The sequence below is a fragment of the uncultured Sphingomonas sp. genome (genome assembly GCF_913777625.1).
Classification (GTDB): Bacteria; Pseudomonadota; Alphaproteobacteria; order Sphingomonadales; family Sphingomonadaceae; genus Sphingomonas.
Window position 1 is genome coordinate 20439 of record NZ_CAJYTI010000030.1, and the last position, 17953, is coordinate 38391.

At 69.7% G+C, this 17953-nt stretch carries 15 protein-coding genes; 8 read left to right on the forward strand and 7 right to left on the reverse strand.

Annotated features, from left to right (window positions below; all coding sequences use genetic code 11):
• Positions 1–40: 40 nt before the first annotated feature.
• On the forward strand, positions 41–718 hold the full coding sequence (locus tag QZ814_RS15115; protein ID WP_294333840.1) for a cytochrome c family protein: 678 nt from the start codon (positions 41–43) through the stop codon (positions 716–718).
• A gap of 54 nt (positions 719–772) precedes the next feature.
• On the opposite strand, the gene prsR is transcribed toward QZ814_RS15115, so the two are convergent.
• From prsR to QZ814_RS15130, 3 genes are read right to left on the reverse strand one after another with little or no spacing between them, the layout of a single operon-like run.
• Positions 773–2125: a PEP-CTERM-box response regulator transcription factor gene (gene prsR / locus QZ814_RS15120; RefSeq protein WP_294333842.1), complete on the reverse strand. Its 1353-nt coding sequence runs from the start codon at positions 2123–2125 to the stop codon at positions 773–775.
• Positions 2122–4161, reverse strand: a complete 2040-nt coding sequence (gene prsK / locus QZ814_RS15125) for an XrtA/PEP-CTERM system histidine kinase PrsK (RefSeq protein ID WP_294333846.1) — start codon at positions 4159–4161, stop codon at positions 2122–2124. The genes prsR and prsK overlap by 4 nt, the downstream gene beginning before the upstream one ends.
• Positions 4161–5549 carry a TIGR03013 family XrtA/PEP-CTERM system glycosyltransferase gene (locus QZ814_RS15130; RefSeq protein ID WP_294333849.1) on the reverse strand — a complete coding sequence of 463 codons (1389 nt, stop codon included), beginning with the start codon at positions 5547–5549 and terminating at the stop codon, positions 4161–4163. The genes prsK and QZ814_RS15130 overlap by 1 nt, the downstream gene beginning before the upstream one ends.
• A 157-nt stretch (positions 5550–5706) precedes the next feature.
• On the opposite strand from QZ814_RS15130, the gene QZ814_RS15135 reads away from it, so the two are divergent.
• Together QZ814_RS15135 and QZ814_RS15140 are read left to right on the forward strand one after the other, a co-directional pair.
• Positions 5707–6765, forward strand: a complete 1059-nt coding sequence (locus QZ814_RS15135) for a mannose-1-phosphate guanylyltransferase/mannose-6-phosphate isomerase (RefSeq protein ID WP_294333852.1) — start codon at positions 5707–5709, stop codon at positions 6763–6765.
• On the forward strand, positions 6765–7097 hold the full coding sequence (locus tag QZ814_RS15140) for an HNH endonuclease signature motif containing protein (RefSeq protein ID WP_294333853.1): 333 nt from the start codon (positions 6765–6767) through the stop codon (positions 7095–7097). The genes QZ814_RS15135 and QZ814_RS15140 overlap by 1 nt, the downstream gene beginning before the upstream one ends.
• 4 nt (positions 7098–7101) lie before the next feature.
• On the opposite strand, the gene QZ814_RS15145 is transcribed toward QZ814_RS15140, so the two are convergent.
• A complete protein-coding gene (locus QZ814_RS15145) occupies positions 7102–7734 on the reverse strand; it encodes a trimeric intracellular cation channel family protein (protein WP_294333854.1) in 633 nt (210 codons plus the stop codon).
• Between the two features lie 81 nt (positions 7735–7815).
• Between QZ814_RS15145 and QZ814_RS15150 the strand changes: the two genes are divergently transcribed.
• Positions 7816–8481: a YoaK family protein gene (locus tag QZ814_RS15150; protein WP_294333856.1), complete on the forward strand. Its 666-nt coding sequence runs from the start codon at positions 7816–7818 to the stop codon at positions 8479–8481.
• On the opposite strand, the gene QZ814_RS15155 is transcribed toward QZ814_RS15150, so the two are convergent.
• The 3 genes from QZ814_RS15155 to QZ814_RS15165 all read right to left on the reverse strand — a co-directional run bounded on the left by QZ814_RS15155 (position 8465) and on the right by QZ814_RS15165 (position 10105).
• Positions 8465–8782, reverse strand: a complete 318-nt coding sequence (locus QZ814_RS15155; protein WP_294333857.1) for a transcriptional regulator — start codon at positions 8780–8782, stop codon at positions 8465–8467. The genes QZ814_RS15150 and QZ814_RS15155 overlap by 17 nt on opposite strands.
• A complete protein-coding gene (locus tag QZ814_RS15160) occupies positions 8779–9222 on the reverse strand; it encodes a hypothetical protein (RefSeq protein ID WP_294333859.1) in 444 nt (147 codons plus the stop codon). The genes QZ814_RS15155 and QZ814_RS15160 overlap by 4 nt, the downstream gene beginning before the upstream one ends.
• 79 nt (positions 9223–9301) lie before the next feature.
• The gene (locus QZ814_RS15165) at positions 9302–10105 is read right to left on the reverse strand and encodes an oxygenase MpaB family protein (RefSeq protein WP_294333861.1); all 804 of its coding nucleotides are present in this window, start codon (positions 10103–10105) and stop codon (positions 9302–9304) included.
• A gap of 114 nt (positions 10106–10219) precedes the next feature.
• Here QZ814_RS15165 and ppc point away from each other — a divergent pair, with 114 nt between their 5' ends.
• The 4 genes from ppc to QZ814_RS15185 all read left to right on the forward strand — a co-directional run bounded on the left by ppc (position 10220) and on the right by QZ814_RS15185 (position 17876).
• Entirely contained in the window at positions 10220–12886 is a 2667-nt protein-coding gene (ppc, locus tag QZ814_RS15170; protein WP_294333863.1) for a phosphoenolpyruvate carboxylase, read from the forward strand.
• An 80-nt stretch (positions 12887–12966) separates the two neighbouring features.
• Entirely contained in the window at positions 12967–14664 is a 1698-nt protein-coding gene (locus tag QZ814_RS15175) for a hypothetical protein (protein WP_294333867.1), read from the forward strand.
• A complete protein-coding gene (locus QZ814_RS15180; protein ID WP_294333870.1) occupies positions 14661–16178 on the forward strand; it encodes a hypothetical protein in 1518 nt (505 codons plus the stop codon). Before QZ814_RS15175 ends, QZ814_RS15180 begins: the two co-directional genes overlap by 4 nt.
• A gap of 9 nt (positions 16179–16187) precedes the next feature.
• The gene (locus QZ814_RS15185; RefSeq protein WP_294333874.1) at positions 16188–17876 is read left to right on the forward strand and encodes a hypothetical protein; all 1689 of its coding nucleotides are present in this window, start codon (positions 16188–16190) and stop codon (positions 17874–17876) included.
• The last annotated feature ends 77 nt before the right edge of the window (positions 17877–17953 follow it).

Here is a 17953-nt window from a genome sequence, read left to right on the forward strand (position 1 = left end):
CGCTCTAAAGATGACACAAAGCACAGGTGGGAGCGGATGGATGCAGGATCGCTTCAATACGATCGCGGGTTGGGCACTGGCGGGCGGCATCATCGCCTTGGGTCTTACGATCGGTAGCGCGAAATACTTCCATTCCGAAAAGCCTGAACGTCCCGGCTATGTCGTCGAAGCGGCGGAAGAAGCGGCCGGCGGCGCCGCGGCGGCCGAGCCCCTCCCGGTGCGTCTCGCCAAGGGCGATGTCGCCAAGGGCGAAAGCGGCTTCAAGCAGTGCGCCTCGTGCCACACCATCACCCAGGGCGGCGCCAACGGCATCGGCCCGAACCTCTATGCGACCCTCGGCGAACCGATCGGCCAGGGCAAGGGCGGCTTCGCCTTCTCCGACGCGCTGAAGGGCGTGGGCGGGAACTGGGACCTCGACAAGATGGACGCCTGGCTCACCAACCCGCGCAAGTTCGCGGCCGGTACCAAGATGACCTTCGCCGGCATTTCGGACCCCCAGCTGCGCGCCGACGTGATCCTGTACCTCAACAAGCAGGGCTCGAACCTGCCGCTCCCCGCCGCGCCGGCTGCGGGGTCGGCACCGGACAATGCCGGGGTGCAGAGCAACGGCGCGGTCGAGGGTGCCGACGTGTCGGTCAACGTCCAGCAGGCCACGCCGGCCTCTGGCGCGCCGTCGAAGGATCCGCAGGCGGCGGTGCAGGCCGAGAAGAAGAAGTAAGGTGACGTCGCCCGTCTAGTTCCCCCTCCGGCGAGCGAGAGGGGGAATTGGGCCTCACCCCTGCAAGTCATACGCCTTCAGCAGATCGTATAGCGTCGGCCGGCTGATCCCGAGCAGCCGCGCGGCTGCCGACACATTGCCGTCGCTCCGCGCCAGCGCGTGGCGGATCGCCTGGCGGTCCGCCGCCTCGCGCACCGCGCGCAGGTTGATCGCCGCGGCATCGCCCGGCGCGAGGTCGAGATCCTCGGCATGGACCGTCTTGCCCTCGGCCATGATCACCGCGCGCTTGATGCGGTTTTCCAGCTCGCGGACATTGCCGGGCCAGCCCCAGGCGTCGATCGCCGCCAGCGCATCGGGGGCGAAGCTCTTCGGCCCGGCCTTCATCTGTTCGGCATAGCGCGCAAGGAAATGGCGGGCGAGCAGCCCGGCATCGCCCGGCCGCTCGGCGAGCGAGGGGATGCGCACCACGATCTCCGCGAGGCGGTAATAGAGATCCTCGCGGAACCGGCCCTCGGCCACCATCGCGTCGAGGTCGCGGTGTGTCGCGCAGACGATGCGGGTGTCGACCGGGATGGGCTTGCGCCCGCCGATCCGCTCGATCACCCGCTCCTGCAGGAAGCGCAGCAGCTTGACCTGCAAGGGCAGCGGGATGTCGCCGACTTCGTCGAGGAACAGCGTGCCGCCCTGGGCGAGCTCGATCTTGCCCTCGGTGGTCTTCACCGCCCCGGTGAACGCGCCCTTCTCGTGGCCGAACAGCTCGGATTCGAGCAAGGTCTCCGGGATCGCCGCGCAGTTGATCGCGACGAAGCTGCCGTTGTTGCGCGGGCTCGATTCGTGGAGACCGCGGGCAAGCAGTTCCTTGCCGGTGCCGCTGGCGCCGAGCAGCATCACCGAGACGTCGGCGCCGGCGACGCGCTCGATCGTGCGGGTGACCTTCAGCATCTCCGGCGCGGCGGTGATCATGCCGCCGAGGACGGCCGTCGCCTCGGCGCGCTCCGCCAGGCGACGATTCTCCGCTTCCAGCGCATGGACGTGGAAGGCGCGGGCGACGATCAGCCCCAGCGCGTCGATGTCGATCGGCTTCTGGTAGAAGTCCCACGCACCCAGCTCGATCGCGCGGCGCATCGACTCGCGCTCGAAATGGCCCGAGGCGACGATCACCTTGGTGGCCGGGGCCAGCCGCAGGATCGTCTCCAGCGTCGCAAAGCCTTCGCTGGTGCCGTCGGGATCGGGCGGCAGGCCGAGGTCGAGGGTGACCACCGGCGGCTCTTCCGCGCGCAGCAGTGCGATCGCTTCCTCGCGGGTGGTCGCGGCGAGCACGGTATAGCCCTCATAGGCCCAGCGCAGCTGCCGCTGGAGCCCGGCATCGTCCTCGACGATGAGGAGCTTGGGCAGATCCTCGCTCATGCCGCCGCCTCCACGGTGGGCGCGGCGCGCAGCACGACGCGGAAGCGGGTGCCTTCGCCTTCGCGCGACTCGACCTCGATCCGCCCGCCCATGGCCTGTGCGAGCTGCTGCGCCTCGAAGGTGCCGAGCCCGAAGCCGCCGGGCTTGGAGGAGGTGAAGGGCTTGAACAGGCGGCTGCGCACGAAGCCGGGCGACATGCCGCAGCCGCGATCAATCACGTCGATCTGTGCGGCGTCGCCGTCCAAGGCCAGGGCAAGGGTGACGCGTGCGTCGGCCGGGCTGGCTTCGATGGCGTTCTGGATCAGATGGACAAGCAGCTGTTCGAGCGCCGCCGGCTGCGCCAGCGCGGTCGTCGGCGCGGCCTTTTCCAGCCGGACCTGCGCGGGCTGGCGGGCCACGAGACCTTCGAGCAGCGGCAGCAGCGCGGTCGGGCGGGCCGGCTCGCTGCGGCCGCGATGGTGCTGGCCCAGCCGGGCGAGCAGCGCGTTCAGCCGATCGGAGGAATCGCGCAGCGTCGCGATCATGTCGGCGCGGAAGGCGGGGTTGTCGGCGTGGCGCTCGGCGTTGCGAGCGGTCAGGGCGAGCTGGCTCACGAGGTTCTTGATGTCGTGGAGGAGGAAGGCGAAGCGGCGGTTGAACTCGTCGAAGCGCTGCGCCTCGGCCAGCGCTTCCTGTGCGCGCGCCTCGGCGAGGTAGCTCGCCACCTGCCGGCCGGCGGCCTTGAGGAGGTCGAAATCCTCCCAGTCGAGCCGACGGGCGAGCGGGGGGCGGGCGAGCAGGATCGCGCCCACGAGCGATCCACGATGGAGCAGCGGCACCACCACCCAGGCATGGGCTGCGTTGCGCATCCAGCCAGGCGTCGCATCGGCGTCGCCGCCCTCGGCAAGCCCGAGGCGGACGGCATCGACCTCGATGATCCGCCCCGACGTTTCCAGATGCGCGAACAGCACGGGATCGGCGGCATGGGGCAGGCCGGCGCGGTCCCAGTGCCAGCCGGCGCCCGGCACCAGCCCGCCGTCTTCCGCGACCAGCAACAGCCCGGCGGGGGAGGCGGTGAGGTCGGCGAGGGCACGGACGATCCGCTGGTCGAGCGGGGCGGCGCCGGGTGCGCCGAGCGTCTCGGTGAAGCGCATCCATTCGGCGCGGTAGTCATAGCGATGGCGGAACAGGTGCTTGGCCAGCTTGACCTTGACCCAACCGCGCAAGCCGCTGTTGGAGACGAGCCCGAGGATCGCGGCGGTGGCGCCGAACACGAAGGCGGTCTGGAGCAGCCGGGCATGCGGTCCGCCCAAGGTCGCTAGTGCGCTGGTCGCCAGTGCGAGCAGCACGAAATAGGCGCCGACCGCAACCAGGGTCAGCGACTGATAGGCGACGGTACGCGACATCCGCACCCGCCAGTCGCCGCGCCGCTGGAGGCCGAGGCCCATCGCGGCGGCGACGCAGACCAGCGCGGCACCGTGCGCGACGAGGAGCAGGCCGTCGGTCGGCACGCCCAGATAGGCGAGGGTGCGGACGGCAAGCTCGGCCAGCCACAATCCGCCGAGCGCCGCCACGCTCCAGCGCAGGCCGGCGCCGGCGCTGTGCGCGAGCGCGGCGTAGAGCGCCTGAACCATCACCAGCGCGCCCACAGCGACCAGCATGTGCAGCAGCAGCGCGACCGAGGCCGCCTTGTCCGCGATCTCGCCCGGCGCTGCGGCGATGCCGTCGAGCGCGAGTGCCGCCAGCGTCACCAGCGCGATCACGCCGTAGACGGTACCGAGCGCGAGCGGCGGGCGCGGCTCGCCGGCGCGGCGGTGGAGCAGCAGCAGGAAGGCGAGCCAGCCGAGCGTGCACAGCGCTTCGGTGGCGTGGGTGACGATCTCGTCCGCGCCGATGCCGGCGGTGGCGAGCGCGGCCAGCGCGGTGAGGCCGAGCGCGCCGGCCAGGGCACGGCGCGGCAGGGCGTCGCCGCCGGTGCGCAGCGCCGCCAGCGGCAGCAGCGCGAACAGCAGCGCGGCGAGCGCGTGCAGCCACAGGCTGAGCGCGGGCGTGAGCATCAGCGCGCGCCGCTGGGGAACAGGATGACGCGCGCGGTCTGCAGCAGGATCAGCAGGTCAAGGAAGGGCGAATAGTTCTTTGCGTAGAACAGGTCGTATTCAAGCTTCTGGCGCGCGTCGTCGATCGAGGCGCCATAGGGATAGTTGATCTGCGCCCAGCCGGTGATGCCCGGCTTCACCATGTGCCGTTCGGCATAATAGGGCAGGACCTGTTCGAGATCCTCGACGAACTGGGGGCGTTCGGGGCGCGGGCCGACAAAGCTCATCTCCCCCTTGAGCACGCTCCAGCATTGCGGCAGCTCGTCGACGCGGATCTTGCGGATGATCCGGCCGATCCGGGTGATGCGGGGATCGTCCTTCTCGGCCCAGACCGCCTCGCCGGGGGCCTCGGCATCCTGGCGCATCGAGCGCAGCTTGAGGACGTGGAAGGGCTGGCCGTAGAGGCCGACGCGTCGCTGGCGGTAGAGCGCCGGGCCGCGGCTCTCCAGCTTGATCAGCACGGCGGTGACCAGCACCAGCGGCATCGCGACCACCAGCAGGATCAGGCTGGCGGCGATGTCGAACAGCCGCTTGAACAGGCCCGACATCATCCGGCCCGAGGAGAAGCCGTCGGAGAAGATCAGCCAGCTGGGGTTGACGCTGTCGAGGTCGACGCGGCCGGTCTCGCGCTCGAGGAAGGTCGATATCTCGTTGACATGGACGCCGGTGGTCTTGATCCGCAGCAGGTCCTTCAGCGGCAGCGCGTTGCGGCGTTCTTCCAGTGCCAGCACCACTTCGCTGGCGTTGAGCAGCACGACATGGTCGGCGAGGTTGTAGATCGCGTCGCGGGCGATCGCCTCGGGGATCACGCGATTGGCCTCGCTCATCGCGACATAGCCGACGACCGCAAAGTTGGAGCCCGGCGTCCTGGCGAGCTGCTTGAGCCGCGCCGCACGGGGGCCGGCGCCGAGCACGACGATCCGCCGCTTGAACGCCTGGCTGCCAAGCGTCTTGCCGAGCAGGATCCGCATCATCAGCAGCAGCACCAGTGCGGCGACGGCGGCGTACAGCAGGTTGGAGCGCCAGAAGCCGATCGGCGGCAGCAGGAAATAGAGCACGCTCAAGCCCAGCACGCCGAGCGCGATCGAGACGAGCAGCCGCACCAGCGCATGGCGGAGCGACTGCAGCGACTCGGCGCCGTAGACGCCGAGGCCTATCATCGCGGTTTCGATCACCAGCGTGAAGCTCGCCAGCTGGGGGATGCGATCGATCACCGGACCTGCATCGAAGGCGATCTGGTGCGCGCGCAACTGCCAGCCGAGCTCGCCCGCCGTTATCAGCAGGATCACGTCCAGCAGGCCGAGCAGCAGCACGGTGTTGGGAACATAATGCTTGAACAGGCGGATCATGGCCCGACCGAGATAGCGCACAAGAGTAAACGAAACGGCCAAGCCCCCGTCTCCGCATCAAATTTGCGTCGTGTCGCAACCGTTTCGGCCGACCCTTGTTTCACATGCACCAATTGCCCAGCTATTCTACGGAACCGAACCAGGGAGCCTTTTCCGCATGCCGGATACGAAGCCGATCACGCCTGTCATTCTTTCGGGCGGCTCGGGGACGCGCCTCTGGCCGATGTCGCGGCCGGAGCGGCCCAAGCAGCTGCTGTCGCTGACTGCCGAGGAAACGATGCTCCAGCTCACCGCGCGCCGCGCATCGGGTGCGCGCTTCACGCCGCCGATCGTCGTTGCGAACGCCTTCCATGCCGATCTGGTCGAGGAGCAGCTGGGCCAGGTCGATCTCGCGGTGAAGGCCCTGATTCTCGAGCCGATCGGCCGGAATACCGCGCCGGCCATCGCGCTCGCCGCGATGGCAGCCGGCGGCGGCAGCGAACCGATCCTCGTCATGCCGTCCGACCATGTGATCGGCGATGTCGACGCGTTCCACGCCGCGATCGACGCGGCGCTGCCGCTGGTCAACGAAGGCTGGCTGGTCACCTTCGGCATCACCCCCGATTCGCCCGAGACCGGCTATGGCTGGATCAAGATCGGCGAGGAGGAACTGGCGCCCGGCGTCTACCGCGTCGATCGCTTCGTCGAGAAGCCGCCGCGCGACCGTGCCGAGGCGATGCTCGCCTCGGGCGACCATGCCTGGAACGGCGGCATCTTCCTGTTCCGCGCCGACATGTACCTCGGCACGCTGAGCGTGTTCGCGCCGGAGATGCTGGTAGCCGCGCAGCAGTCGATGGACAGCGCCCGGCGTGAGGGCGCCCGCATCTTTCCGGATGCGACGGCCTTTGCCGCCTGCCCGTCCGATTCGATCGACTATGCGGTGATGGAAAAGGCGCCGCGCGTCGCCGTCGTGCCGGTCTCGATGGGCTGGAGCGACGTGGGTAGCTGGGATGCGCTGCACGCGATCAGCAACCCCGATGCCGGCGGCAATGTGGTGCGCGGTGACGTGGTCGCGATCGAGGCGACCAACTGCCTGGTGCAGAGCGAGCCCGGCAAGCGCGTCGCGCTGGTCGGCGTGAAGGACCTGATCGTCGTCGTCTCGGGCGCCGATGTGCTGGTGCTGCCGCGCGGCCGCAGCCAGGAAGTGAAGAAGCTGATCGACGCGATGAAGGACTGATGCGCGGGCGGGTGCGGCACAAGGCCGCACTCGCGGCGCTGGAATCGCTTTCCCGGGAGCCGGCACCCGCATCGTGTGCCTTGTGCGGTCGGCCGCTGGGGAGCCGGGTGGAATGGCACCATGTCGTGCCGAAGAGCGAGGGCGGTCGCGAGACGGTGCCGCTCCATCCGATCTGCCACCGCGCAATCCACGCCAGCGCCAGCAACGCCGATCTGGCCCGCCTCTACCCGACGCTGGACCAACTGCCGGAGCGCGAGGACATCGCGCGCTTCCTCGGCTGGATCGCCGACAAGCCGCCGGACTTTCACGCGCCGACGCGCCGCAAGCGATGAACGGTCAGCGATTGCCCCGGTAGGTCGGCAGCCCCAACTGGAAGACGATCGCGGCGGCCCGCAGCGCAAAGCCGGCAGCCGCGGCGACGAGGCCCGCCGCATAAGGCGGCAATCCGAGCAGGCTCAGCACCACATAGACCGACGCGGTCAGCGCCGCCGCCGTCACATAGAGTTCGGGCCGCATCAGGATCGACGGCTCGCCCGCCAGCACGTCGCGGATGATGCCGCCGACGCACGCCGTCACGACCCCCATCACCGCCGCAGGCACCGGCGGGATGCCATAGCCCAGCGCCTTGGCGGCGCCGAACGCGGCATAGGCCGCCAGCCCCAGCGCGTCGAGCCAGGCGAAGGTGCGGTCGCTCCACCAGCGCTGGGGGGTGATCCATACGATCGCCGACATGCCCAGGCACAGTGCCGCGACGGTCGCGTCGTGCACCCAGAAGACCGGCGCCCCGATCAGCAGGTCGCGTACCGTGCCGCCGCCCACCCCGGTGATCAGCGCGAAAAAGGTAGCGGTGACGATCGTCTGCTGGTGCCGGGTCGCCGCCAGCGCCCCGGTCGCGGCGAACACCGCGATCCCGAACAGGTCGAGCCAAGGGAGGATGGGACCGATCTGGGCGGCAACCGAACTGTTCATGCCCTCCGTTTGCCGTGGCCGCGGCGGCCAAGTCAAACGCAGGCCTTGGCGTGTCGGTGCCGCTTGGGGCAAAGAGGGGCCATGCAACGTACCGAGTCACCGCTGATCGCCCTTGCGATCCTCCTGGCGGCGCTCGCCGGCTTCGTCGATGCGCTCGCCTTCACCAGCCTGGGCGGCTTCTTCGCCTCGTTCATGAGCGGCAATTCCACGCGTCTGGGCGTAGGCTTGGGCAGCGGCTCCGTGCACGATGCGGCCATGGCCGCATCGCTGGTGATGAGCTTCGTGGCGGGGGTGATCCTCTCCACCATCCTCGCCCGCGCCCGGCCGCATCGCCACCAGCCGGTGGTAATGGCGGTCGTGACGCTGCTGCTGGCCCTGGCCGCCGCCGTCGCCACGCTGATGCCGGGGCCGCAGGTGCTGCTGCTGCTCGCCGCCGCGATGGGTACGGAGAACGGCGTGTTCCACCGCGACGGCGAAGTCACGATCGGCCTCACCTACATGACCGGCTCGCTGGTCAAGCTCGGGCAGAAGCTCGCCGGCGCGCTGATGGGCGATGCCGATCGCTTCGGCTGGCTGCGCTATCTGGCGCTGTGGCTCGGCTTCGTCAGCGGCGTGGTGATCGGCGCGGCGAGCCAGTTCCGCTGGGGCTGGAACGCGCTGTGGCTGGCGCCGGTCTTCGCCGCAGTGCTGACGCTGCTGCTGGCGAGCATGACCCGGCCGCGCCCGAACCTCACGCTGGTGCGCTGACCGGGGCGACCGGCACATTCGTCACCAGCGCCTGCAATGCCGCGACGTGCTGTTCGAACGCGGCGCGCCCCGCGCGGGTGACCGAGGCCCAGGTCCGCTGCCGACCATTGGCCGCGGCCTTGCGCAGCTTGACATAGCCCGGCTCGGCCAGTGCCGAGAGATGTTTCGACAGCACCGAGTCGCTTACGCTGGTGAGATCGCGCAGCGCGGCGAACTCGACTTCCTGCACGTTGGTCAGCACCGCCATGATCTGCAGCCGGGTCGGCGGGTGGATCACCGGGTCGAACGCGGGCGCCTTCACAGGCCCGCCTCGAGTTCGCGGACGAAGACGCGCTGCCAGACCATGCTGATCCAGGTCGCGACGCCGAACATGACGACGCCGAGCAGCAGCGAGGGCCAGACCAGATGCTTGGCCAGGACGCAGTAGGCGCTCGCGGCATACAGCGCGGCGAGGACCGGCAGGAAGGCCGCGATCACCTGGCGCGTACGGCCGCGGCGATAGCCGTTGATGAACATGCCGAGCCGGCGGCGATCCCAGCGCACGATCAGCACCAGACCTACCAGGACCGGCACAAGGGCGAGCAACTGGTACGGCGCAGCGGCGGGTGAGACGACGACCCCCGCCTCCAGCGCCGCGAATGCCAGGTGGCGCGCGGGCGGGCAGTGGGCGATGCGGGCAAGCTGCGCGCGGCTGGTCTGAATGTGGGCCAGCGCCTCGTGGGCTTCGGCGATACTGGACATGGCGATTCTCCCTTTCCGATGTGGAAAGAGATAACGTGATTTGCCGATTTGGAAAGTGAAAACTTTCCGAGGTGGAAAATCAGCGAAACGCCCAGCGCAGCGTCTCCGCCACGCCGCGGGTGCCGAGGCGCACCGCCGGCGCCGCGAGCGGCGGCGTGGAGAGCCGGTGCATCTGCCGCGCCCAACCGGGCAGCAGGTCGATCGCGGCGGCGAAGGTCATTGCCTGGAAGGGCTTGGTCGCAAGATTCGGCGCGGGTTGTTCGAGCAGAAGCCGCGCGATCTCGCGGGTCCGCGCGTCGTAGCGAAGGTCGCCGCGCATGGTCGTGATCAGCGCCATCGCCTCGGCGCGGCTGTGCGGCACCGGATCGGCGCCCAGCGCCTCGGCCACCTTCGCGAACTCGGCAAAATAGCGGTCCTGGTCGGCGCGCGACATGGCCGGCTCGGCGTAGCGGATCCAGCCGTCGAGGAAGCTCACCGCCTCGGTCACATGCACCCAGGCGAGCAGCCGGGGATCGTCGGCACGGTACGGCGTACCATCGGGCAGCATGCCGTGGATCTGGTGGTGGATGCTTCGCACCCGCGCAATCGCCGCCTGCGCCTCGCCGCGCTCGGCATAGCTGGTCTGGGCGATGAAGCGGGCGGTGCGGCGCAGGCGGCCGAGCATGTCGTGGCGGAACTGCGAATGGTCCCACACCCCTGCCAGCACGGCGGGATGGAGCATCTGGAGGAGCAGTGCGGTGACCCCGCCGACCATCATCGTGGTCACGTCGCCATGGACGCGCCAAATCACCGAGTCGGGGGGAAACAGCCCGTCGGCGCTGCGTTCGACGGGCTTTTCGCCGCGCGCGGTGTCGTTGAACACGGCACGAATTTGGCCGATCATTGCGCGCCGTACGCTGTGGGTTGCAAATGCAACTAAATCCATGCGCTTAAGCTAGGCATTGTGGTAGCGCGAACAAGTTGACCGTCTTCACTTTGCAGTGCAGCAATCGCGCCCATGGCCAGCATCGCAATCACCAACAACCCCGACATCCGCTTCCTTGGCCGGCTGCTCGGCGACGTCATTCGTACCTATGGCGGCGAGGAATTGTTCAAGCGGATCGAATATATCCGCGCGACCTCGGTCGACCGGCACCGGGGCGTGGCGGGGGCGAGCGCGATCGATTCCGGGCTCGACCGGCTGACCCTCGACGAGACGCTCGATTTCGTCCGCGGCTTCATGCTGTTCTCGATGCTCGCCAACCTCGCCGAGGATCGCCAGGGCGTCGCCACCGAAAAGGATGCCGATGTTGCCGCGGTGCTGGAGCGGCTGGCCAAGGCCGGCATCGGCCGCGAGCCGGTGATGGCGCTGCTGGAGCAGGCGCTGGTCAGCCCCGTGCTCACCGCCCACCCCACCGAGGTGCGGCGCAAGTCGATGATCGACCACAAGAACCGCATCGCCGAGCTGATGCGGTTGCGCGACCAGGGCGTGACCGAGACGCCCGACGGCGACCAGGTGGAGGAGGCGATCCTCCGCCAGATCGCGCTGCTCTGGCAGACCCGCGTGCTGCGCCGCGAGAAGCTGGGCGTGCCCGACGAGGTCGAGACGGCGCTGTCCTATTTCCGCGACGTGTTCCTGCCGGTGCTGCCGGCGCTGTACGCCCGCTGGGACCGCGCGCTGGGCGACCGCGCGCCGAGCTTCCTGCGCCCCGGCAGCTGGATCGGCGGCGACCGCGACGGCAATCCCTTCGTCACCGCCGCATCGATGCGCTTCGCCCTCGCCCGCGCGGCGGAGACGGTGCTCGACCATTATCTCGAGTCGGTTCACGCGCTCGGCGCCGAGCTGTCGATCTCGACCGAGCATGCCGAGGTACCGGAGGCGGTGCTGCGGCTCGCCGAGGCCAGTGGCGATACCGGCAAGAGCCGCAGCGACGAACCCTATCGCCGCGCGCTGACCGGCATCTATGCGCGCCTTTCGGCCACCCATGAGACGCTGGTCGGCAAGCTGCCCGGCCGGCCCTCGCCGATCGCCGCCACGCCCTATGGCCATCCGTCCGAATTTCGCGAGGATCTGGTCGCCATCGCCCGCGGGCTCGCCAATGGCGGACCGCTCGCGACCGGCGGTGCGCTCGGCCGGCTGATCCGCGCGGTCGAGACCTTCGGCTTCCACCTCGCCACGCTCGACATGCGCCAGAACAGCGCGATCCACGAACGGGTGGTGGCGGAATTGCTCAAGTCCGCCGGGGTGTGCGACGACTATGCCGCGCTCGACGAGCCGGCGCGCATCGACCTGCTGCGCCGGGAACTCGCCAATGCGCGGCCGCTGACCAGTCCCTATGCGAGCTATTCCGAGGAGACCGCGTCCGAGCTCGCCATCGTCCGCGAGGCAGCGGCGGCGCATGCGCGCTACGGCCGCAACTGCATCCGACACTATATCGTCTCGATGGCGCAGTCGGTCTCCGACCTGCTGGAGGTCCATATCCTGCTGAAGGAAGCGGGCCTCTACGTGCCGGGGGAGACGCCGCAGGCCCATATCATGGCGATCCCGCTGTTCGAGACGATCGCCGACCTCGAAGCCGCGCCGCCGATCATGGAAGCCTGGCTCGGCCTGCCCGAAGTCGCCGCCATCGCCGCGGCGCGCGGGCACCAGGAAGTGATGATCGGCTATTCCGATTCGAACAAGGACGGGGGCTATCTCACCTCGACCTGGCAACTCAGCCGCGGATCGACCGCGCTCAAGCCGGTGTTCGAGCAGGCGGGGCTGGCGATGCAGCTGTTCCACGGTCGCGGCGGCGCGGTGGGGCGCGGCGGCGGCTCGAGCTTCTCGGCGATCCTCGCCCAGCCGCCGGGCACGGTGCAGGGCCGCATCCGCATCACCGAGCAGGGCGAGGTGATCGCCGCCAAATATGGCAGCCTCGAAAGCGCGATGACCAATCTCGAGGCGATGGCCTCGGCCACGCTGCTCGCCAGCCTGGAGCCGGAACAGCTCGCGCCGGCCGATGCCGAGCGCTTCGCCGCGGCGATGGACCGGATCTCGGAGACCGCGTTCCGCAGCTATCGCGGACTGGTCTACGAGACGCCGGGCTTCACCACCTTCTTCCGCCAGATGACGCCGATCGCGGAGATCGCCGGGCTCAAGATCGGCTCGCGCCCGGCCAGCCGCAAGAAAAGCGACGCGATCGAGGATCTGCGCGCCATCCCCTGGGTGTTCAGCTGGGCGCAGGCCCGGGTGATGCTCCCGGGCTGGTACGGCGTCGGCGCGGCGCTGGAGGCGTTCGAGGACAAGGGGCTGCTCCGCGAGATGGCCAGCGCCTGGCCGCTGTTCCGCGCGACGCTCGACAATATGGAGCAGGTGCTCGCCAAGTCCGACATGCGGATCGCCAGCCATTATGCCGCGCTGGTCGAGGACGGCGAGCTGCGCGACGGCATCTTCGGGCGGATCGAGAGCGGCTGGCAGCAGACGCACGACGCGCTGCTGCAGGTGACCCGCCAGACGCGGCTCCTCGAAAAGCACCCGCTGCTCGATACCTCGATCCGGCTCCGCCTGCCCTATATCGAGCCGCTCAACCTGCTCCAGATCGAGCTGATGAAGCGCCACCGCGCGGGCGAGGACGATCCCCGGATCGGCGAGGGAATCCTCCTGTCGATCAACGCGATCGCCACCGCGCTTCGCAACAGCGGATAGTGCCGGAGCCGGGGTGCAACGCCCCATTAACCATGGTGGCGTAGCCCGGTCGCATGGGACCGGGCCAGCCTAGCAACGCCGTGCGCGATTCGATCGTCGCGCTGGTGCTGGCGTTGCTGCTCGGGCTCGCCTGGATCGTGCGCGACCAGGCGCCGCTGGCGGCGCTGCGGCTGCCCGATACCGATGACGGCATGCGCCTCCAGCAGGTCCGCGACTGGCTGGGCGGGCAGCCCTTCGCCGACCTCGCCCAGCATCGCCTGGGCCCCCCGCCGGGGCTGGAGATGCACTGGTCGCGCCTCGCGGACCTGCTGCCCGCCGGGCTGATCCTGCTGCTGACGCCGATGGTCGGGAGCCATGTCGCCACCGTTGCGGCGGTGGCGGTGGTGCCGGTGCTGTGGTTCGCGGTCGCATTGATCCTCGTCGCCGCGATCGCGCGGCGGCTGGGCATTTCGGGCAGCATGGCGGCGGTGATCGCCGCGCTCGCCTTCCCGGCGACGACGCTCTTTTTCCCCGGCCGGATCGACCATCACAATCTGCAGATGGTGCTGGTCCTGGCACTCCTATGGGCGACGCTCGGGCGAGGCTCGCTGCAGGGCGGCGCGGTCGCGGGGCTCGCGACGATGCTGTCGCTGGTCGTGGGGCTGGAAACCGCGCCGCTCCTCGCCGCGGGCGGGCTCGCCATCGCGCTGCGCTGGTGGCGCGGCGATGCAGGGGCGCAGGCACGGATGACCGGCTATGCCACCGCCTTGTTGCTTGCGCTGGCGGCGGGGCGGCCGGTGTTCGCGTCGAGCGGATGGGCCTATCCTGCGTGCGACGGCTTCACCGCGATCCTCTGGCGCGCTGCCATGCTGGTGGCGCTGGCACCCGCCGCGATGGCGGTCGCCGGCTTCGCCACCACGCGCCGCAAGCGCCGCTTCGACGTGATGCTGACCGCCGGCGCGCTCGCGATCGGCGCGGCGGCGCTGGTCTCGCCTGCGTGCCTGCATCCCTATGGTGCGGTCGATCCGACGCTCGCGCGCCTGTGGCTGGCACAGGTGGCGGAGGCGCAATCGGTGCTGTCGGCGCCCGGCTGGCACGGCACCGCCTATCTCGGTCTGGCGCTGGTGGGACTGGGGGCGGGCCTGTGGCACGCCTGGCGAACCCGCACTACCGACGCCGCCATCCTCGCCGGATTCCAGAGCGTCGCGGTCCTCGTCGCGTTGACGCAGCTGCGCGGGGCCTATGCCGCCGCCGTGCTGGCCGCCCCCGCGCTCGCCGCGATGATCGCCGCCGCGCGGGCCCGCGGACCGTTGCCGCTCGCCGCCGCCTGGCTGGCCTCGGCGGGGCTGGTCTACGCCTTTCTCGGCGACGCGCTCGCGCCCAAGGCGATCGCCGCTGCCGGACCCGGTTGCACTGCCCCCGCCGCGCTCGCCCGCGTCGCGGCGCTGCCGCCCGGGCTCGTCGCCGCGCCGATCGACCTCAGCGGCTTCCTGCTTCCCGCCACCCGGCATCGCTTCCTCGCCGGCCCCTATCATCGCAACACCCAAGGAAATCGTGCCATGCTCGACCTGTTCCTGAGTCCGCCCGCGCAGGCGGAGGCGACTGCCCGGCGCTGGGGCGTAGACTATGTCGCGCTCTGCCCCGATGGCCTCGGCGAACTGGGCAGCGCGGGCAACGACGCCCACCGCCTCGCCGGCGCGCTGCACGCCGGGCAGGTGCCGGGCTGGCTGGCGCAGGTGTCGCGCCCGGGCGAGGCGCCGATGGTCTATCGGCTGGTCGGACGCGGGACGACGCATTGAGCCCCAAGCGCTGGTGGGAGACGCGGTGGTTCGCGCTGGCGGCGGTGCTGCTCAGCGCGGTGCCGCTGCTCTGGCCTGCCGTCCCGCCGCTGACCGATCTGCCGGGCCATCTCGGCCGCTTCCGGGTGATGCTGGACGGCGAGGCCGGGCCGCTTTCCGGCTGGTATCGCTATCGCTGGATGCCGGTCGGCAATCTCGGCGTCGACCTCGCGGTGCGGGCGCTGGGCCCCGTGCTGGGGCTGCTGCCGGCGGTGAAGGCGGTGGTGATCGCCACGGTGATGCTCACCGTCGCCGGCACGCTGTGGATCGCCCGCGAGGTGCATGGCCGCGTCCCCCCCTGGACGATCGCCGCGCTGCCGCTCGCCTATAACTACGCCTTCCACTTCGGCTTCGTAAACTACCTGCTGGCGATGGCGCTGGCGCTCAACGCCTTCGCGCTGTGGCTGCGGCTCGGGCGGCGGGAGCACTATCGGCTGCGCGCCGCCGTGTTCGTGCCGATCGCGCTCGCGATCTGGCTCGCGCATGTCGTCGGCTGGGCGATGCTCGGGCTGTTCGTGCTCGGTGCCGAGCTAAGCGACTGGAAGCGCGTGGCGCTCCGCCTGCTGCCGCTCGCCCCACCGGCGATCCTGCTGCTGCTCTGGCGCGACGGCACCGGCGCGGGGATGACCGGCCCGTTCTTCGTGTGGAGCACCAAGATCGGCTGGCTGGTCTCGGTGGTACGCGATCGCTGGCAGCTGCTCGACCTGGTCTCGGTCGCGGTGCTGGTGAGCCTGCTCTACCAGGGCTGGCGCGACCCGGACACCCGGCTGGAACCGCGCCTCCACCGCGCGTTCCTGCTGGTGCTCGCGGCCTTCGTGCTGCTGCCCTTCATGCTGTTCAACTCGGCCTATGCCGATATGCGGCTGGTGCCCTATCTCTTCCTGCTCGGCCTGCTTGCGCTGCAGGCCAGGCCGGGGATGACCGAACGCCGCCGCGCCACGATCGCCGGGATCGCGCTCGGCTTCTTCCTGGTCCGGATCGTGGGCACGACCGCGAGCCTGGCGCTCTACGATGCCGATTGGCGCCAGCGCCTGGCCGCGCTCGACCATATCCCCCAGGGCGCGCGGCTGGTCAGCTTTGTCGGCGAACGCTGCGGCCAGCCCTGGAAGCACCAGCGGCTCAACCATCTGCCCGGCCTCGCGCTGGCCGAGCGGCGCGCCTTCTCGAACGATCAGTGGCGGTTGGGCGGCGGTTCGCCGCTGACGATCCATGTCCCTGCCGCCATGGCCGGGTTCGACAGCGACCCCTCGCAGATGGTGCTGGCGGCCCCCTGCACGCTGGAGCCCGGATTCCTGACGCTCGACGAGTCGCTGGCGACGCTGCCCCGCGCGGCCTTTGACTATGTCTGGCTGATCCACCCCCCGGCAATTGACCCCCGCCGCCTTGCCGGCATGACCCCCGTCTGGGCCGTTGGCGGGGACGCGCTCTACCGGATCGACCATAAGCGCTTGTCGCCCGGCCCTTCGCCGCACTAAAGCGGCGCGATGGATAAAGGAGTTCGGCTGCACTGGTGGCAGACACGCTGGTTCGTGCTCTTCGCGACGCTGGTGGCGATGGTGCCGCTGCTATGGCCGGATATTCCGCCGCTCGTCGACCTGCCCGGCCATATGGGCCGCTACCGGGTGCAGTTCGCCTATGACAGCACGCCCTGGCTGCGCGACTGGTATGATTTCCGCTGGCAGCTGATGGGCAATCTCGGGATCGATCTGGCGATCATCCCGCTGGTCAAGCTTGGCCTGCCGCTCGAACTGGCGGTGAAGCTGCTCGTCATCACCATCCCGGCGATGACGGTCGCGGGCTTCCTGATGATCGCGCGCGAGGTGCATGGCCGCATCCCGGCGACCGCGCTGTTCGCGCTGCCGCTCGCCTATTCCTTCCCCTTCCATTTCGGCTTCGTCAATTTCGCCTTCTCGATGGGGCTGGCGATGCTGGCGTTCGGCTGGTGGCTGCGGCTGGGGCGGCTCGGCAAGTTCCGCTTCCGCTCCATGGTGTTCGTGCCGATTTCGGTGCTGATCTGGATCGCGCACACCTTCGGCTGGGGGGTGCTGGGCGTGCTCGCCTTCTCGGCGGAGCTGATCCGCCAGCACGACGCGCGCCGCAACCGCGACCTGCCCTGGTACAAGGATTTCAGGAACGGCTGGATCGCCCCCTGTTTCTTCGCCGGTGTGCAGTGCCTGGTGCTGGCGCTCCCGGCGGTGCTGATGATCATCTGGCGCGGCGGCGAGCATGTTTCCGGCCAGACCTTCGACTGGTTCAACTGGCGCGCCAAGACGCTGTGGGTGACCCAGGTGTTCCGCGACCGGTGGCAGCTGTTCGATCTCGCCAGCGTCGGCGTGATCTTCCTGCTGATCCTCAAGGCGGTGCGCGACCCCAATATCCAGTATTCGCGCAACCTCGGCCTCTCCGCGCTGTTCCTGCTGCTGGTCTATATCTTCCTGCCGCGCGTGGTGTTCGGATCGGCCTATGCCGACATGCGGCTGGTGCCGTTCCTGATCGCGATCGCAATCCTGGCGATCCGGCCCAAGCCGGGGCTTTCGATGCGGGGTGCGACCACCGTCGCGGTGCTCGGCCTCAGCTTCTTCCTCGCCCGCATCGGTGCGACGGCGTGGAGCTTCTACCTCTACGATCAGGTCTATGACCGCGAGCTCAAGGCGCTGGACCATCTGCCGGTGGGCGCGCGGCTGGTCAGCTTTGTCGGCGAGACCTGCTATAACGAATGGAAGATGACCCGCCTCCAGCACGTGCCCGCGCTCGCGCTGGAGCGGCGGCTGGCCTATACCAACGATCAATGGTCGATGGCGGGCGGGCAGTTGCTGACGGTACGCTACCGCGCGGCGAAGCGCTTCGCGCACGATCCGTCGGAGATCGTCACCAACGTCCAGTGCCCGCGCGAATGGTGGCGCCCGATCGCGCGCAGCCTGGCGATCTTTCCGCGCGACGCCTTCGACTATGTCTGGCTGATCCGCCCGCCGGCGTTCGACCCGCGCTACGAGCAGGGGCTGATCCCCTTGTGGCGCGACGGGCCGAGCGTGCTGTACCGGGTCGACCACAGCGTCCCCGGCCCGGGCCTCAACCCCGGCGATCTGCCGATCCCGCGGCCCGAGTCGGTGCTGATCCGCGAGGCCGAGGCGGCGGGGGAACTGCCGGGGAATGGCACCGCGCCGCCGTCTTGATGGCGCTCGTCGGTGCCGTGTCCGAAGCATGGACGATCGACGACTGCACGCTGGCCGGGTTCTCTGCGCTGACACGG

What these genes read in the sequence shown, in the direction of transcription:
- QZ814_RS15135 (WP_294333852.1), top strand. Translation starts at nt 5,707, where the DNA reads ATGCCGGATACGAAGCCGATCACGCCTGTCATTCTTTCGGGCGGCTCG.
- QZ814_RS15145 (WP_294333854.1), bottom strand. Translation starts at nt 7,734, where the DNA reads ATGAACAGTTCGGTTGCCGCCCAGATCGGTCCCATCCTCCCTTGGCTC.
- QZ814_RS15140 (WP_294333853.1), top strand. Translation starts at nt 6,765, where the DNA reads ATGCGCGGGCGGGTGCGGCACAAGGCCGCACTCGCGGCGCTGGAATCG.
- QZ814_RS15130 (WP_294333849.1), bottom strand. Translation starts at nt 5,549, where the DNA reads ATGATCCGCCTGTTCAAGCATTATGTTCCCAACACCGTGCTGCTGCTC.
- QZ814_RS15150 (WP_294333856.1), top strand. Translation starts at nt 7,816, where the DNA reads ATGCAACGTACCGAGTCACCGCTGATCGCCCTTGCGATCCTCCTGGCG.
- QZ814_RS15160 (WP_294333859.1), bottom strand. Translation starts at nt 9,222, where the DNA reads ATGTCCAGTATCGCCGAAGCCCACGAGGCGCTGGCCCACATTCAGACC.
- prsK (WP_294333846.1), bottom strand. Translation starts at nt 4,161, where the DNA reads ATGCTCACGCCCGCGCTCAGCCTGTGGCTGCACGCGCTCGCCGCGCTG.
- prsR (WP_294333842.1), bottom strand. Translation starts at nt 2,125, where the DNA reads ATGAGCGAGGATCTGCCCAAGCTCCTCATCGTCGAGGACGATGCCGGG.
- QZ814_RS15185 (WP_294333874.1), top strand. Translation starts at nt 16,188, where the DNA reads ATGGATAAAGGAGTTCGGCTGCACTGGTGGCAGACACGCTGGTTCGTG.
- QZ814_RS15115 (WP_294333840.1), top strand. Translation starts at nt 41, where the DNA reads ATGCAGGATCGCTTCAATACGATCGCGGGTTGGGCACTGGCGGGCGGC.
- QZ814_RS15165 (WP_294333861.1), bottom strand. Translation starts at nt 10,105, where the DNA reads ATGATCGGCCAAATTCGTGCCGTGTTCAACGACACCGCGCGCGGCGAA.
- ppc (WP_294333863.1), top strand. Translation starts at nt 10,220, where the DNA reads ATGGCCAGCATCGCAATCACCAACAACCCCGACATCCGCTTCCTTGGC.